The sequence below is a fragment of the Vibrio sp. Vb1337 genome, from assembly GCF_033338715.1.
In the GTDB taxonomy this organism is placed as follows: domain Bacteria; phylum Pseudomonadota; class Gammaproteobacteria; order Enterobacterales; family Vibrionaceae; genus Vibrio; species Vibrio alginolyticus.
Genome location: NZ_JAWOTD010000004.1, coordinates 224,785 through 240,197, shown reverse-complemented (window position 1 = coordinate 240,197; position 15,413 = coordinate 224,785). Strand labels below are relative to the sequence as shown.

General features: G+C 46.7%; 19 protein-coding genes. 3 read left to right on the top strand and 16 right to left on the bottom strand.

From position 1 onward, the window contains the following. Positions 1–11: 11 nt before the first annotated feature. Positions 12–572 carry a hypothetical protein gene (locus tag R7E42_RS06685; RefSeq protein WP_318072501.1) on the bottom strand — a complete coding sequence of 187 codons (561 nt, stop codon included), beginning with the start codon at positions 570–572 and terminating at the stop codon, positions 12–14. 151 nt (positions 573–723) lie between these two features. Between R7E42_RS06685 and R7E42_RS06680 the strand changes: the two genes are divergently transcribed. Both R7E42_RS06680 and R7E42_RS06675 read left to right on the top strand, forming a co-directional pair. Continuing rightward, positions 724–1,026, top strand: coding sequence for a HigA family addiction module antitoxin (locus tag R7E42_RS06680; RefSeq protein WP_318072500.1), 303 nt, complete (start codon positions 724–726; stop codon positions 1,024–1,026). 70 nt (positions 1,027–1,096) lie between these two features. Next, complete coding sequence (locus tag R7E42_RS06675) at positions 1,097–2,428, top strand: Fic family protein (protein WP_318072499.1); 1,332 nt, start codon at positions 1,097–1,099, stop codon at positions 2,426–2,428. Between the two features lie 65 nt (positions 2,429–2,493). Here R7E42_RS06675 and R7E42_RS06670 read toward each other — a convergent pair whose 3' ends face one another. The 15 genes from R7E42_RS06670 to R7E42_RS06600 all read right to left on the bottom strand — a co-directional run bounded on the left by R7E42_RS06670 (position 2,494) and on the right by R7E42_RS06600 (position 13,913). Then, positions 2,494–2,991 (bottom strand): hypothetical protein, encoded by a 498-nt coding sequence (locus tag R7E42_RS06670; protein ID WP_042522736.1) that lies wholly within the window; start codon positions 2,989–2,991, stop codon positions 2,494–2,496. 13 nt (positions 2,992–3,004) lie between these two features. Further along, entirely contained in the window at positions 3,005–3,613 is a 609-nt protein-coding gene (locus R7E42_RS06665; RefSeq protein WP_017635635.1) for a hypothetical protein, read from the bottom strand. Between the two features lie 9 nt (positions 3,614–3,622). Then, complete coding sequence (locus R7E42_RS06660; protein WP_049879884.1) at positions 3,623–4,291, bottom strand: hypothetical protein; 669 nt, start codon at positions 4,289–4,291, stop codon at positions 3,623–3,625. A 22-nt stretch (positions 4,292–4,313) separates the two neighbouring features. Beyond that, positions 4,314–5,888, bottom strand: a complete 1,575-nt coding sequence (locus tag R7E42_RS06655) for a hypothetical protein (protein WP_318072498.1) — start codon at positions 5,886–5,888, stop codon at positions 4,314–4,316. Next, positions 5,881–6,312, bottom strand: coding sequence for a DNA-directed RNA polymerase subunit alpha C-terminal domain-containing protein (locus R7E42_RS06650; RefSeq protein WP_318072497.1), 432 nt, complete (start codon positions 6,310–6,312; stop codon positions 5,881–5,883). Before R7E42_RS06650 ends, R7E42_RS06655 begins: the two co-directional genes overlap by 8 nt. 46 nt (positions 6,313–6,358) lie before the next feature. Next, positions 6,359–8,008, bottom strand: a complete 1,650-nt coding sequence (locus R7E42_RS06645; protein ID WP_318072496.1) for a hypothetical protein — start codon at positions 8,006–8,008, stop codon at positions 6,359–6,361. A 282-nt stretch (positions 8,009–8,290) separates the two neighbouring features. Continuing rightward, entirely contained in the window at positions 8,291–8,641 is a 351-nt protein-coding gene (locus tag R7E42_RS06640) for a hypothetical protein (RefSeq protein ID WP_042522741.1), read from the bottom strand. Further along, the gene (locus R7E42_RS06635; RefSeq protein WP_318072495.1) at positions 8,641–9,192 is read right to left on the bottom strand and encodes an N-acetylmuramoyl-L-alanine amidase; all 552 of its coding nucleotides are present in this window, start codon (positions 9,190–9,192) and stop codon (positions 8,641–8,643) included. The genes R7E42_RS06640 and R7E42_RS06635 overlap by 1 nt, the downstream gene beginning before the upstream one ends. Positions 9,193–9,424: 232 nt before the next feature. Next, entirely contained in the window at positions 9,425–9,586 is a 162-nt protein-coding gene (locus R7E42_RS06630) for a hypothetical protein (protein WP_155396901.1), read from the bottom strand. A gap of 236 nt (positions 9,587–9,822) precedes the next feature. After that, positions 9,823–10,572 (bottom strand): hypothetical protein, encoded by a 750-nt coding sequence (locus R7E42_RS06625; RefSeq protein ID WP_318072494.1) that lies wholly within the window; start codon positions 10,570–10,572, stop codon positions 9,823–9,825. Positions 10,573–10,581: 9 nt separating this feature from the next. Continuing rightward, complete coding sequence (locus R7E42_RS06620; protein ID WP_318072493.1) at positions 10,582–10,866, bottom strand: PAAR domain-containing protein; 285 nt, start codon at positions 10,864–10,866, stop codon at positions 10,582–10,584. A 6-nt stretch (positions 10,867–10,872) separates the two neighbouring features. Then, the gene (locus tag R7E42_RS06615) at positions 10,873–11,643 is read right to left on the bottom strand and encodes a hypothetical protein (RefSeq protein WP_318072492.1); all 771 of its coding nucleotides are present in this window, start codon (positions 11,641–11,643) and stop codon (positions 10,873–10,875) included. Then, positions 11,640–12,617, bottom strand: a complete 978-nt coding sequence (locus R7E42_RS06610) for a hypothetical protein (protein WP_318072491.1) — start codon at positions 12,615–12,617, stop codon at positions 11,640–11,642. Before R7E42_RS06610 ends, R7E42_RS06615 begins: the two co-directional genes overlap by 4 nt. After that, positions 12,610–13,371 carry a hypothetical protein gene (locus tag R7E42_RS06605; protein WP_318072490.1) on the bottom strand — a complete coding sequence of 254 codons (762 nt, stop codon included), beginning with the start codon at positions 13,369–13,371 and terminating at the stop codon, positions 12,610–12,612. The genes R7E42_RS06610 and R7E42_RS06605 overlap by 8 nt, the downstream gene beginning before the upstream one ends. A 2-nt stretch (positions 13,372–13,373) precedes the next feature. Next, positions 13,374–13,913, bottom strand: coding sequence for a hypothetical protein (locus R7E42_RS06600; protein ID WP_318072489.1), 540 nt, complete (start codon positions 13,911–13,913; stop codon positions 13,374–13,376). Between the two features lie 219 nt (positions 13,914–14,132). Between R7E42_RS06600 and R7E42_RS06595 the strand changes: the two genes are divergently transcribed. Then, positions 14,133–14,729 carry a hypothetical protein gene (locus R7E42_RS06595; protein WP_248394251.1) on the top strand — a complete coding sequence of 199 codons (597 nt, stop codon included), beginning with the start codon at positions 14,133–14,135 and terminating at the stop codon, positions 14,727–14,729. Positions 14,730–15,413: the final 684 nt, after the last annotated feature.

Below are 15,413 nucleotides of genomic sequence, written 5' to 3'. Positions count from 1 at the left end.
GGCCACCTCGCTTAGAGCAACGATACTGGTGGAACAATGGCACGGTTCGCGCGCATTGAGTTTTCAATCTCAGCTTTACGTGCGGCTAGATCAGGTTCGGCAGCAATATCGGTCACATCCAACTTGCCAGCGATGGCAATACGGCGTTGACGCTCTGCGTTCGGGATAGTGATCAGTACTTCCAGATAATCGCCAAGCAAGCTAATGCACGGCGTTGGAAGCTGGAACGAATCAAACGGCTCATTGAGTACGTTTTGCATGTACATCAATGTCAGTGGGAATGTTTCTGCGCCTGTTAATTTCAGTTCAAGAACGTTGCCCCAAACCTCGCTACGCACATAACGGCCACGGTCATCTTTGACCACCAGCCTTGCAGCAAAGTCGGACGGTAATTCAAACTGATTGCTATCGGCTAAGTCGCTTTGTTGGATGCGGATTTTAGTGGTAAATCCGGCAATCTCTTGGTACTTGGCCAGCGCTTTACGCAGTAGGCTTAACAGCGCCTTTTCGTCGTCGTGGAGCAAGATAGGGAATCTCGCTTTCACGTCTTCGAGTAGTTCAATCGGTGTCATGGCCGCTCCGGTAGTGGCGGCGCATTTTGAGATAGGGGATAGGCTTGGTGAATCTTAACTCAAACCAATAAGACGCGCGATTCAAACTTTGTGATTGGTCACTGGTATAAAATCTTGATAGCTTGGGATAGCAACAAAGGGAGCAACCAAAATGCGAAGAACAAAGCACGAACCTGTAGGCGTTGGCACCATCTTAAAAACAGAATTTCTCGACCCGTTATCGATCAGTGAAAGCAAGCTTGCTAATGCGCTTGGTATCGATAAAAGCGCTGTAGACGGCTTAATAAACGGAGACATTACCATCACACCACTCATTGCGGCCAAGCTGGCCATTGCGCTAGGGACTACGCCCGATTTTTGGTTGAACATCCAACACGCTGTTGATGTTTGGCAAAGTCGCCGTGCCATTGAAACTATTCAGCAAAGCATTACACCCCTTACAACTACCAGATAGATAAGCGATTGACTCCCGCTGTCTGTGTGTAATACTGGACTCATTAAACATTTTCAAAAAGTTTCACGGCATGAGCGAAAAGATTGCAGGGGTTAGCCTCCCACCAGCAAAACCTACTGATTTTATTAAAGTAGTAGAGCTAATCGACAAGCTAGACCCAATTAAATACGGGTTTGATAGTAGCGGAAATTACTTGCACTGGAATGACTTCCAGTACCGTTCAAAAGAGTTTAAAGGCGACCAAAAGAGCTACGCTTGGCATGCCCTAAAAATTAGACGTGGCCTTAACGACATTTCGCTTGTTGATGAAAATGGCAATCCGTTCCAGCTTAGTGCCGCCAGTCTCGACGCTAAGCTATTCCGCATCGATAAACAGCTTAAACTAGAAGATTTGCCGCTATCTGCTCAAGACAAAAAGGCACACCTAGTGAAAAGCGTGATTATGGAAGAAGCCATTAGCAGTGCTCAATTGGAGGGAGCGGCCACAACGCGCAAGGTGGCCAAGGAAATGCTTGAAACAGAACGTGAGCCTAAAGATGACTCCGAACGGATGATTATCAATAACTGGCGTTTGATCATGATGGCCGATGAACTTAAGGATGTAGAGCTCACACCAGAATTGATTAGCGGGTTTAATGGCATCGCCACCGATGGAGTGTTAGAGAATGAGCACGTTGCTGGCCAATACAGAACGGATGCAGTCATGGTTAGAGACGTGGCCACTGGCGATATTATTCATGAAGCGCCAGAACATGAGCACGTTTTGAAGCTCATCGAGCAACTATGTGACTTCGCCAACACCGACCATACCACCAGCACCAATTTTATTAACCCAATCGTTAAGGCTTGTATTCTGCACTTCATGATTGGCTACATTCACCCATTCATGGACGGCAACGGGAGAACGGCTAGGGCGCTTTTCTACTGGTTTATCCTTAAGCATGGTTATGAGAACTTTAAGTACGTCTCGATCTCTGCGCCACTTAAGAGCGCGCCAACCAAGTACGTTAGAAGCTACGTTTACACCGAAACGGACGACAATGACTTAACGCACTTTGTGGACTACCAGCTAACGGTCATCATCAATGCGATTGAGCGCTTTAACGAGTACATCAAATCTAAGATTGAAGATACGAGAGAGGTGCGCGAGCTGCTAGGCGAGTCCAAGCTTAAGAGCGTGTTGAAACTGCCGCACATTGTAATTCTGGCCAAGGGATTAGAAACAGCCGGACGTGTCTTTTCTGTTAAGGAAATCCAGTCTGATTTTGACGTGTCTCATACCTCTGCGCGCAAGTATCTTGAGAAGCTGGTGGAGCTGAAATTGCTGTTCAAATCAAAGGATGGCAACGAGAATACCTACATTGCACCAGCCGACTTGAAAGATAGGCTAACCAAAGCTTAAGAGCATCAAAAAAGCCGCCAAACTGGCGGCCTTTTTGTAGGGAATAGAATAGGACTGGTTGGCGATTAGAAATCTACCCAGTTGTATTGCAGTGTGATAGCTGGCTTAACAAGTGCTGCTGAATCTTCTGTCGATAGGTCGATCACGTCTGAACGTACTTTTACGTGCTCCAAACGGAATCGATGCGAGGTTGCACCCTTACCCTTAGTTGATTCAGGCGTAGACTCGATAACGACAGTGACCATTTTCTTTTCACGAACGATCTCACGTAGCATTTCTAGCACTGTACCTGTGATCGTTTCTACACACGTCACCGCGATTTCGCCTTTGTTCTCAAGCGCACCATTTTGGATGTAGCCCAAGCCCATTTGGCCAAAATCTTCTACGTCTGCACGACCCATTGCTGGAAACTGAGTAGAACGTACCAAAACGCTAAGATTAGGGTATTCTTCGATTTTCATCTCGAACTCTGTACCCATCATCTTTTCGCCAGCTTGGACGTTCTTAGTGAATTTCTGTTTTAAGAAATTCATATCGCCTTTTGCGTTAAATGCTCCGGCCATAATTACACCTATTCTATTGGAAGTGATTCGGAATCTGTGACTGATTAATCATTTGCTTAGGAGCGGCGGTAATAGTTACCGTGTTGTAAGCGAAATTCCCGTCTCGCGTCTTAGGTGCGTTAATGTCATAACTCACCTCGCTAATACGCATGGGTAGATTGAGCGCTTTGCCAATCTTGAATCGCGCATCACTTGGAACACGGCCACCAAGGCCATCGGAACTGACTGGAACAGTATTTTGGAGCTCGGGACTTATCATCTGAGCCAGGTATTTAATGGGATCATTGACCTCTGATTTGGCATTGGTGAACGCGACAAATTTCAGCGTTGCTGTGATTTCTGGCGGTTCGTTTCCTTGCCAAACTTGCTGACTGTTCCATAGTGTTTTACTCGTCTTATCCGACACGGTTTGCGCGACTGAGGACGTTTTATCTAGGGCATTGATGTTACCCACGGAATCGCCCTCAAACGGCGCTTCCCATATCGCTCTAAAGGCAAGCTGACACTCATCAGTCATGTAACCAATGACCGTAACCTCTTGACCGCCTATGACTTGTGTAATGGCGCATTTATTGTGGATAGACACGCCATCATCATTAGGTACGCCGACAATTACAGCCATTGCTTACCCTTACTTGTCCATACCGCGAGAATCGCGCATGCGGTTAGACTTTTTGCGAGCTGCTTTAGCCGCTGAGCTGTGAGCTTTCGCGCGCGCTTTCTTAAGTGCTGCTTTTTGTGCTGCACTCATACGGCGCTTACGGCGATTCGTTTTGATGTAAGTTACCTTGCCATCACGGATCACTTTCTTAAGCGCTTCAAGCATCATGGATTCACGAACGGCGAACTCTGCAATCGCTTCGTCTGAGTCCACGTTGTCTAGGCCACGCTCTAGGGATTCAAAGATGCGATCTGCTGCTTCTGGATCTTCCAGTGCTTCTAGCATGTCGCCCTCTTTTGGCTGGCCAACTTGAGCAATGAACTCGCTAGCCGCTTCCTGTAGCGATTCGTATAGTGCTGCTTGGCCATCGGTTAGCTCGGTATCGTCATCGCCACCAGCCATGCCAAATAGCATTGCGTCTAGGTTGTCGATTGAGCTGTCACCACCGTTAACCCACTGAACACAAGCCGCTGCTGCGTCTTGGCGAGCCATGATGGTTGATGCACGATTGATGGATTCAAGAAGTTGGTCTTCTGTTACAGACTCAAAAAATGCAGTTTCAGTTTGTTCCTGCTCGGCCACTTGTGGCATCACAAATGGGCGAGCAAGAACAGAACCCTCAGAAAACATTGATTTCATTCTATTCTTGCTCTTATGTTGATTAACGGATTAGTACAGGTTCACCAAGGATTCGACGCGCAGAGCCAGTTGGACAGAACGACCAAGTGACTTTCCAGTAGTCGATTTCGACTTGCTTGATTTCCAGTGTCCAAGCGCTTTCGCCGTCTTGATCTGGATTACGAGGTGTCACTAGCGCACCAACGGCTTCATAGCCCTCTAGGATGCTGGCCATACCGTCAGTTAGACCCTCAAGCGTTGCACCGTCAGGTTGGTGTTTTAGGCGATTACCTAGTGCGTAGAAGTCGCGTGAGATAGCGTCAGCAATAGACACGACTTGCTCAAAACGTAGGTAGTTTTCAGCCGCAGATGACGTTAGAGAGTCATCAATGAACAGGTTGCCGTTTTCGTCTGTGCCTAGTTTGTTTAGACGTGCCTTGTACATTTCTTGGTAGTTAGGCTCGCCAGCACCTTGGATTGGTTTTAGGCCAGTACGCTGAATAACAGCACGTTCAACACCTGCTGGTGTGTAGTGCCAACCGCCGACTGGAGAGGTCTTAGCAACGCCAAGCGCTTTAGCTGCAAAGCCGATACCCGAGCCGCCCCATACCGCCATGTTGCCGTAGAAACGACACTTAGCTTGGTAAGGGATATGCACGAATGAAGCGCGATGGTTGTTGAAGTTCAGACCTTTTTTGAACTCCAATGCCGCTTCGTGCGTTAGGCGAGGATCAATATCGAAGTAGCCAGAAATGCGTTTGTCTTTACAGATTTGCGCTAGGTCAGTGATTACCGCAGTGTCGTAGCAGCCCAAACCACAAACGTAGTTGTAGCTGTAAACGGTAGTGCGTAGTGCTTTCACTGCTTTCTGGTAGTCGTCAGCCGTAATGTCGCTAATATTGCCGTTGGTCGCGCCAGTGAATTTGGTTTTCGCAATTGCAGTAACTTCGCGTTTCGCTGTTTCTGCATCAATGCGACAAGTTAGGTACTGCGAACGTTCTTCAAGAACAGTCTCGATAAACGCAGCGCTACCCATTTGGTCTACTGCTGTAGGCTCTAGGGATACAACCCATTCTTCTAGCACTACAGAGCCACCAGCCGCCTGTTCTTCCTCTAGGGTAAGAGTGAACATGCCAGCGCCGTAAGTCGCTTCGTCTGCTTTCGCAAGCGTGATAGAGCGGTTATCGGATTGCGCACCGTCTTTGATAGCGATCGCTAAAAATTCGCCATCTTCAAGTGACAGGTCAGCCGAGTAGTTGATCGCTTCGTTAGTGATCGTCACTTCGTCTGCTGGTTTGGTTAGCTTGATAGCTGGATAGGTTGCCGTTTTTGGTACGACACGAACCACAAGGCCATTACCGCCGCGCAAGGCTTCATCAAGAACGCGCATGCCGTCAGCCAATTTGCCAAGGCTTGAGTGGTAAGGCTTACCTAGCTTGTCTAGGAAGTTAGCCGCCGTTACCGGAATCACTTCGAACGGCTTACCTTTTTGAGACACAATCACACCGCCAAACACTAGCTGGTTAGAGCCAGTGCCTTGCTTAGTTGTCGAGTCAGCGTTAATTGGCGAAACCGCAACTTGTGAGACGTTATCCATTGAAAATTCAATCTTACTCATTCTCTGTCTCTTTCAGCGTTAGATCCTGTGCTGCAAGCTGGTCTACAATTTCTTGCAAACCCGCTTGAGCAATACCTTTCACCGCAATCACGTTGTCTTTCGTCATTTCGGTTAGTTGCTCAACCGTTGTCACACCGTGGTTAATCAGTGCTTTTTCAACGCTTGCACTAAGCTCAAGCGCGGATAGCGCTGTGCCGTCATCGCTGGTGGCTGTGTCTGGTTGCTTTTGAACTTCTGGTAAAACCGTTGGCTCAAGGCGAACCGAAACGAGGCCGTTTGGATAGGCCGCTTCCACTTCGTGTTTGAAGCGGTTCACGTTGAAAACTGAGAGAGGGAAATCTTTGGCCAGTGGCGGCATAACGCGACCCTGAACAGTGATTTCCTTTGGTGTGTGGTTGGTGATTAAAACGATCGTTTCTTTCATCGAATCCCCCAAGAGCGGCAGCCCGTAAGACTGCCGCTTACTTGCCTTATGCCGCTGCTGCTACAGGAGCTTCATCGATAAGTTTCACGCGGTAGAAGTAGTCTTCTCCGTCGAATGGATGGATTTCGCCGTAGGCCAGTTCGTATAGCGTGTTAGACGCTACTAGCCCTTTACCGATTGGATGCGTGTACATGGTTGCTGCGATTGCATCACCTGCTACGTAGCCCGCTTCTGAGTGAGAAGAACCGCGACCGTAACAAAGCATGTCGTTCGTACCGATAACTACCGGACACTCGAATACTTTCCACATGCCGAACAACTTACCTGCGTAGTGGATAGCGTTTTTCTGTTGGTAATTAGCCGGAGCTACGAAATATGGAGCACCAAGAGACTTAAGGATTGTTGACGCGCCAGTACCAGCAAAGATACCTGTCATGCCAGTTGTGCGAGTCGCTTGTAGGATCTTCGTAGAAACGTTTAGAAGAACTTCGTTTAGACGTTCACGATGTAGACGCCAATCTTCACCAGCCGCTACGTAGATATTGAATGTTTCTTCGCGCGTACAAGCAAAGTCCATATCTACTAGATGGCGAGTCGCTTTTTCCGATGCCAATGTGTTGCGCATGTGGCTCATCTGTAGAGATTTCAGATCTTGGCCAAACTCGCGTTGCATTGTGAACATCGCTTGAATAGTCGCGTCTGCTGCGATTGCGTTTTGACGTGGGCGCAGTATACGAGAGTCCATATCATGGTCGATCGTTGGGATAAGGTCAGGGCGTCTTTCAATGTCTACTTCGAACTCGATGTGCAGAACCGTCCCTGCTGGTAGGGCTGATGTTGGAGTGACGGTAACTTTGCCTTTTGCATGGTCTATCTGACAGTTAATAACCATACCATTGTGAGTACCTGTCATTATTTGACTACCGTTGCTGTCTAGGTCGCGAGCCACACGTTTATGGTTAATAAATAGGGAAACAGATGTCTTCGTGAATGGGATTTCAAACTTGGTGTGTTGTAGGTCAGTCTTAGAGTCAAAGACGTGAGTTGTCTTAGTGCCGTCTGGTTGCTGTTCAGAGACAAACTTGTAGCGCTGACGCATAGACGAGTATTGGCCAACCGTTGCTTGGTCGATTTCAGTACCCGCTGCGAAGTCACCAAAGTTTGAGCCAGTGCGGCGGTAAACTTTGAAGATCTCAACTTCGTTCGCACCCGCTGGGATCATGGTTACAGCGTCAAGTGTTGCTGTCTCAAGAAGAACAGGAAGCACTAGGCCAACCATCTTCGCACGGATTTCAACACCCTCAGATGTTGATAGAGATTGACCGATCGACTCAAGCATCATTGCGCCTGTTGAGCCATCACGCTTAGCACCCTCTAGCATCATCATGTTACGCATAGTTGCGTGAGCTGATGCCATTAGCTCATCGCTAGGTAGGTGGCCGTAAGTATTTTCGTATTCACGCACCGCAGACTGCATGCCTGATACGATGCTAACCGCTGTTTCTTGAGACACTGACTCGAACATAGGCTCATTCGCAATGGCTGACAAAATAGCCGCGCCACGAGAATTGTCGTCAGTTAGAAACATGCCTGTTTGTGAATCGAATTGGGATTCGATACACAGATTACGCATTGCTTGAGCGCCTAAATGAATCGCCTCAATGCGTTTGTTGAAGTTAGAACGTTTATCTGCCATGTAAATAAACCTTAGTTATTAATTGAGTGTGTTCGGAATCGTTAAGCCGCAGAAAAGCGGTAAAAATTCGCTCAATTTCGGATAGTAATTAAGATTTATTGCGAAAAAAACAGGGGTAAACTTGCATTTAAATTATTGTTACATAATGAATTTGTGTCTTTTTTTGCGCTTTTGTGGGAATGGTAACGACAGGGGATTTCTATGTCGTTGATCGTGTGTTTTTGTTGAGAGAAAAGGGGATAGGAAAGGGCATCTAAAAAAAATTTAAAAAATTTTCAGTTGTTATAGGGTTCCTGCCAAAAAGCCGAACACGTTGCTTAGTAGCTCTTGTGTGTCAGTCTCTAAGCTTGGAAGCTCAACCCCATAGAAAACGGCCAAAAAGTCACGAACAATGAGTTGATAAATGACCACCAGCGCGATGCTCCACATCATAGCGGCGCGTCCAGTACGTACCAATGTGTTAGAGCTGGCCGCTTCAAGCTCTGCCAGTTTGTAGGCAAACTCTTTGCGTTCTTCGTCACTGGTAAACACACGATCACCAAACTCGGTCAGTTCGTGGATAATGCCACCTACTTTCTCGCTGGTGGCGCTCTTAAATAGACTACTTGTAAACACTTTTGCTAGTCCCATCATTAGTTGCTCTCTTTAATGTGTTCTGCGAACGCTTCTGCCAGTGCTACGGCTAGCTTTTCGCGCAGTTCCAATCCCTTTTGTAACGACTCGTCGTTAGACAAAAAGAACGGCTCCAAAATCACGGCTGGCATTTTGGTTTTCATCAAGAAACGCCAACCGCGAGTATCAGTACCAGTGTTCGAGATAGGCTTAAGGCCACGATCACGCTGTCCGATAAGTCCAGCCACCGCTTTTTGTAGGCGCAGAGCGAGTGCTTGGCTCTTTGCTGACTTATGCCAATGCAATGTCTCTGAGCCTTGAACGTCCTTATTTGCCACGCTGTTACAATGTAACTCGATGGCATAGTCAGCGCTTGAATCGTTCACATCACCGATCATCCGTGAGTAGGTGTCTCGATACATGATCACTGGAAGAATGTCTCGCTTATGTAGCTCGGTGGCCAATAAGCTGGCTAGGGGATGATTGTAGCTATACTCATTCATTCCGAATGTTTCATTGTAAGCGCCACCATCTTTAAAGCTGTGGCCAACAACAATGCATACTTTTTTCATTTTATAAATTCCTAAACTTAGTTTGACTAATATGTAGTTAGGTATTAACTATGTTCGGAATAGGAAATATATTTTATTTACCAGCTCGGCATCCCAATCGGCTGGTGTCAACTAACGTTGAAACTTCATTTTTATCCTTTGTAATAGCTTCTTGCGCCGCGAACACTTACCTCGCGGCTTTTTTTGCCTGCAATTCAGAAAAAAACCAGCGCGAACGCTGGCTTTGCTTGGATTATGGTCGGTTTTGAACGGGCTCTATCTTGTTTGATTTGAAGTAATCAAGAACAGGATTAACTCGATAGGGTTCTACGTGGAAGCTGGCCATCACCTGATCTTTACGCATCAAGTAAAACTGATTTCCGCTGTATCGCACCGCATCAAATATCACGTTCATTCTGCACCCATCGTACATGTATTCTCCCTCAACACTGAGGCTTTTGCGTATCACAAAGGATAGTCGCGCCTTGGTGGATTTAAGCTCGTTTCGAGCTCTAAATAGGTTAATTGCTAGTACGATGATAAGCGACATTAATCCGCATAGTTCATATGCGTTTAAATAAACTGAATAACTCATTTTGTCTTTTTTCTAGTGCGAATAGGAAAGGGATTAGCAACAAAAGCATTCTACAGTCAAAATACCTCTGCTGTCGCATCTTTGATGCTCGTTTTTTTCGTCTGGTTGCTACAAATGGTAAATGAAATCGCCTTAGTGAAGTAGCCTAACGCTAAGGTGCGTTCCTCTTTCGACGCAATGATCATTGCGTCAATCACCGCGCTTGAGCTGGTCACGCCACCAGCAAGGGGAGCCATGATCTCGTTTAGCGCATTCGCTTGGCTTTCTAGTTCCGGCGGCAAGTCTGGTGGCGGTAAGGTTGCACCGTTATCTGACTCACTGCCGCTTGTTGGTGGCGTTAATGCAGTATTGATTTGCGCCATAAGAGATACGGCTGCATCCACATGGCCAGAAAGACCATTGATCACTGCCTCAAGCGCTTTCAGTTCTTCCTTGCTGGTAATTGGCAAGATACTCGGAGCGGGTACGTTGTCCTCTGTACCATCAACCTTGTGTTTGATGTTCACACCAATAGACACTTGTTCGAGGTCGGTTGGATCGGTGATCAACACTAGGTGCTCATTCCATTGCGTTAACGTGGCCACCGTTGCGCTCACTGAGTCATTCAAACCCTTAAGCGTTACCACTAACTGCGATGCGCGTTGGTAGTCCTCAATATCCTCGCTCACGCAGCCTGATAGCTTCCCTGACAAGCTTTCACACTTTACCTTAAGGGATTTACCTCGGGTAAGGTTTTCCGCTTCCTTAAGGCCGCCTACGTCTAAAAACTGGCGAAACTGTTCGATTTGCTCTTGTCTGTTTAACATCAAATTGCCTCAATCAATCGTCATCAAGTCGTTACCGTTTACCAGCGTAGCGCCACACCCAAGGGCATCGCCTACCACGGCGACCGGAACGCCATTAATAGTTAGTTTTGAACTACCAGTAATAACGCCTACGTGCGGCGGGTTATCTGGTTTTACGTGCATGACGGATATATCACCCGTCCCTAATACATTGATTCCATTCACGGTCAGTAGTGGTTGGCCAGAAACAAAAACACCTGGACTAAAGCCACCATGACCACTATCCACACTCCCTACAATTCCTACGGCTGGCATAGTGCATTACCCTAATGTAAATGGAGCTGCGGCAGCCTTAACAGCGAATTGGCCACCAGCATCGATATTGACGTTACCACTCGCTTTAATGGTCACTTCATTGCCCTCTAGGTTGGCTTTACCGGAGGCTTTTACGGTTGCATTACCACCCGCTTCGATGTTCGCATCGCCTTTCACTTTGACAGTTAGTGCGCCTCCGATTTGCTCCAATGTGTTCCCTGTTGAGCTGCGAAACGCATTGCCCTCGACGTGGATAACACATTGGCCATCTGGTGTGATTTCAATGGCCGTGCCGCTTTGGGTATGCGTTACTGAGTAGCCGCCTTGATGCGTGATGAGCTCGCGCAAACCAAATCGCACAAAGAGCGCATCTTTGCGGTCATAGGCTGGTGGCTCGGGTTCACCCTCGGCTCGTTTAGGCTGATAGGCTTCTCCGTTCACCTCGCTTGGTAGGTACGACTTATAGTTAGGCGCGTAGTAAAGCGATCCGGTAATACGGGGATAACGGGTATCGCCATTACGAGGAAAATCCACCCAAACCAGATCCCCTTTTTCCACTGGCACTGCATGGCCACCACTCGGTTTTGCACCTAATGGCAGTAGAAACTCGGCAAAAGGTAAATCCTTATCGGGGATTGCATTCCAATAACCAAGCAAGCGAACGGATACCATGTACAAGCCTTTCGGATGGACGGTATTTACCACTTCGGCCTGATAGCTACCAAACAAGCGGTTAGTGACGTTGGTGCGTGTTCTGTTCTCTGACGAATCGCTCATAGGTTTCTGACTCCCAACTCGATACGACACTGATACCGGTTCCCATGTTGGCAATGGGCGACACGGTTCATGATTTGTTTCTCTGGCATGGACTCATCCAGCTCGGTAGCGGGTAGCCATTTATGGAATAGCACTGAGCACACTGAAAGAGGCGTAAAGGCAGTATTTCCGGTAAGTTCCACATCCAAAATAGGGATGATGGCCATGTGTTGATTATTCAGCGCCTTGGCTTGTGGAACGCTAACCATAACCATAGCGCCCGAACGTTTACCGCCTTGGAAGCCCTCGACGGTATCCCAAGAGGCATAGTTACGGTTAAGAACGCGCTCAAACAGGGCTTCCTCTCCGATAATGGAGTAGTTTGCAATGCTGTGCTCTGCTTCCTCTGGATTCGACTGTTCCAGCTTGAATTGCTCGCTCATATCCATGTTCTTGAGCGACTTAAAGTGCATAACACCACGGCAGATAAACGCCACTGAGCCGTAATCTCTGGCCATTGTTCGAATTAAGCGAGACTTAGTACCACCAGCATTTAAATGGTACGTAGCGCCACGCTCAAAGCTGTCACATTCGATTTTTAGCTCGGGTAACAGCTCGGCCAGAATGTCTTTAGGCTGCACTTCAACAAAGAATCGAGGCGTTGTGACTGGCTCTTTAAGTAGGTGCGCATCCTTTTGGAATGCTTGAACGGTAAGCATACCGTTAGCGCTGGTGGACTTGGCCACAATGAATTTTTCAATCCAAACCTGATCGCCTCGCTCGTTCACATCGGCCATCGTGACCTCGATCTCTGAACCGCGCTTAATCCCGTAGTCATCCCGATAAACGGCAGCCTGATCCATGATTTCCATAACCAGCTTGTTGCCGTCCATCGAAGCACACTCAATGTAGGTAAACGAATGAATGTGCTCGATAGGGATGTCATTTTCTTTGGTGACAACTTTTTGGGCGAGAAAGTATTCTTTGTTACTCAATGACTCGACCTCCCACACCAATCGCACCCTGACGGACAGCGATCGACTCGGCCTCATAAACCTCTGCAATCACTTCAAAAGAGATTGAGGAAGCAAACAGGCGAGTATTTTCATGGTCTACTTCGGCGGGTTCGGTCATCGCATCTTTACGGCCACGTATCTCGATGCTGATTTCCATTTCAGTACCCGCGAGCATGGTTTTCGCTCTGAATACATGCTTACGCTTGCCCTTGGTATGACGTAGCCAAACCATTAAACCTAGCGCTAGGCGGCTAAGGGTAGACTGGTTCCAAGCTAGGACATTAATGCGGTAGGTAAGCGCGACAAAGGACTTATTAATCACGGCATAAGGCTGGCCTTGTTCATTGGCCAGTTCGCCATAGTCAGCAATATCGACGTACTCCGCGCCATCAACAAACCCAATCACCGGATCGCGCGTGATGTAGCAAACAGGTAAAAGCTCATTACGGTTTGCTTTCACCTTGTCGCCCAATTTTGCTGTTAACTTAGATAGGAATGACACTGGATCGTTAAAGTTGCCGTAGTAAATCTTTCTCGACTTATCACGGCCAACAAAGCGAGAAAACTCACTGTTCTCTCGCCGTTTAGTGTCAGTCACAACTAAGAAATCAAGCACGTTCTGGAAAAAGGCAGCTACCGCACGGTCAATGTCGGTTAGCTCTGTGTGTTCTACCTTGCCATCGAATGTCACTACATCGCATGGGATTTCAAAGAACGTCTCATCCAGTTGCATGATTAGTCCTCCAAATCGTCCAGCTCGTAATACTTACGGCCTTTTACGATAGTGATGCACTTATCGCTTCGGTGTAAGGTCACATCGAACTTGTGGAAGTTGCTCATTAGGATAGGGAGGTAAGCCGATACTGGCTCATTGCGCTGGTAGCCGTCTCGCGTTTTGCGGCCTTTACCGGATCGATTGCCCTCATAGATTTGAATGACCGCGCAATCAAAATCAATCTTGGCCATGTCTGCGATTGCTGCATCGAGATCTTTGCACACGTTCAGTACGTCCGCGCATAACATGACGCAAAAACGGCGTTTTGAGCTGTCAATTTCGGCAATATTGTTTACTACGCCTTTCGCTTTCGAGTTCGGGTCATAGTGAGTGACCGTCATGATCTGCTTGTGGTAGTTAGTAAGGTATTCTTCTGTTAGGTCGGGAGATTTACCGCAACCAAAGTTAAGAATGTTGTTCGCGTACGACCAGTTAGGCGCAAGTCTGCTAAGGCGCTTTGCACTGGCTGGCACTTGCTTTCGGCTAGTCTGTAATGTCATGCACACTCCAAAATTGGAGTGGCGTTTTAAGGATGGGGTGGACTAGGGCTGATTTGAGCGCAAATTATACACCTCGACGCTATTAACCCTAAATAACCAAAGAGATGCATATAAACGTGACACTTGTCACATACATATCATGAGCTCTTAAGTAAATTGCGCGCGATTAAAAATCATTATCATTTACATTAAAGTCAGTTAAGTTGTAAGGGCTGTATTATGCGTATATATACTTTGATATTTTTATTCCTGTTTTCCACTATTACACCAACTCTCGCAATGGCTTCATATCCGCCTCTTTGTAATGTTGTAAAGGTAAAAGAGCACCATCAAATACCTGATGAACGTCCATACTGCATTGAAACAGAAGATGCTCAGGTCACGTTTGTTAATCTATCGTCAAACCCCGTTGAGGTGGTTAGCTTAAAAGACTCTACTCATATTGTTTATCCAAATGAGTATGTAATTACTACAGGTAGGCTTGTAGTCGCAAACTCTAAAGGCGCTGTAGTTAGTAAAGAAGAACGAGGCATCGTTGTAGCTCGTGATTATGGTGGTAAAAAAGCAAACGTGAATCAAAGGATTGCACCTTTAGCCGTTTGGATTCCTAGTGCTATTGGTGGAGCAATTTTGGGCGGAATGGGAGTTGTAGCTTCGAACCCTAGCGCTGGCCTTAGACCTATTGTTATTGGAGCATTCTCAGGAGCGCTTGGTGGAGCATTGGGTCCATTGATGGGAGCTGGTCAGTTTGGAGTAGTTGCAGGTGGTGCTTTAGGTGTCTCTGCTGGTGGAGCGTGTAGCAGTTGTCATATTTAATCTGGACGTTGGCAGTCGCATCATACTTGGTGCTTTGCTTTACTCTGTTAAATGGGAAGAAAGAACGATTATTATATGGCTGCATAATAATCAGTTTGATTGTAGTGAACATCATATTTGACTTCCGAGAGCCTCATTTTTTTGATGTTTTGTCTGCGTTTATTATCTATGTTCTTTCTAAGTGGGTTAAAGCAGAACCTAAGTATTTTATTATCACAACCACAGTCATATATTGGCTCTACCCTCTAGTGTTGAGTGTTACAACACAATAATGACGAATAAGTAATCATTATATGATTGAAAAGAGTCGCCGGAGAGGCGACTCTTTCTTTTAGAAAAGCTATAAAACATAGGTACAGTACAAGAATATAATAAGGCGTTTAAGATGGGGTCATGCACACTCAAAAATTGGAGCAGCGCTTTAAGGATGGGTTGGAATAGGGCTGATATTAACGTTAAAGTTCGATCACTTCACTGCATTATTAAACTCTTTTGGGGTCTAGCTCCGTCCAACTGCTATAGTGACGGTGGTAAATGTAATTCCAAGTAGCTAAGTGATATAAATTGGTTAGGATTATTTTAACCGTTTGTGTTAACTTATATTCACCTTACCAAAATGTATACTTGCGTTTAGTACCTCAGACTTTCTAAAGATATGCGGTGTATTGTATAATAGATTGTTAT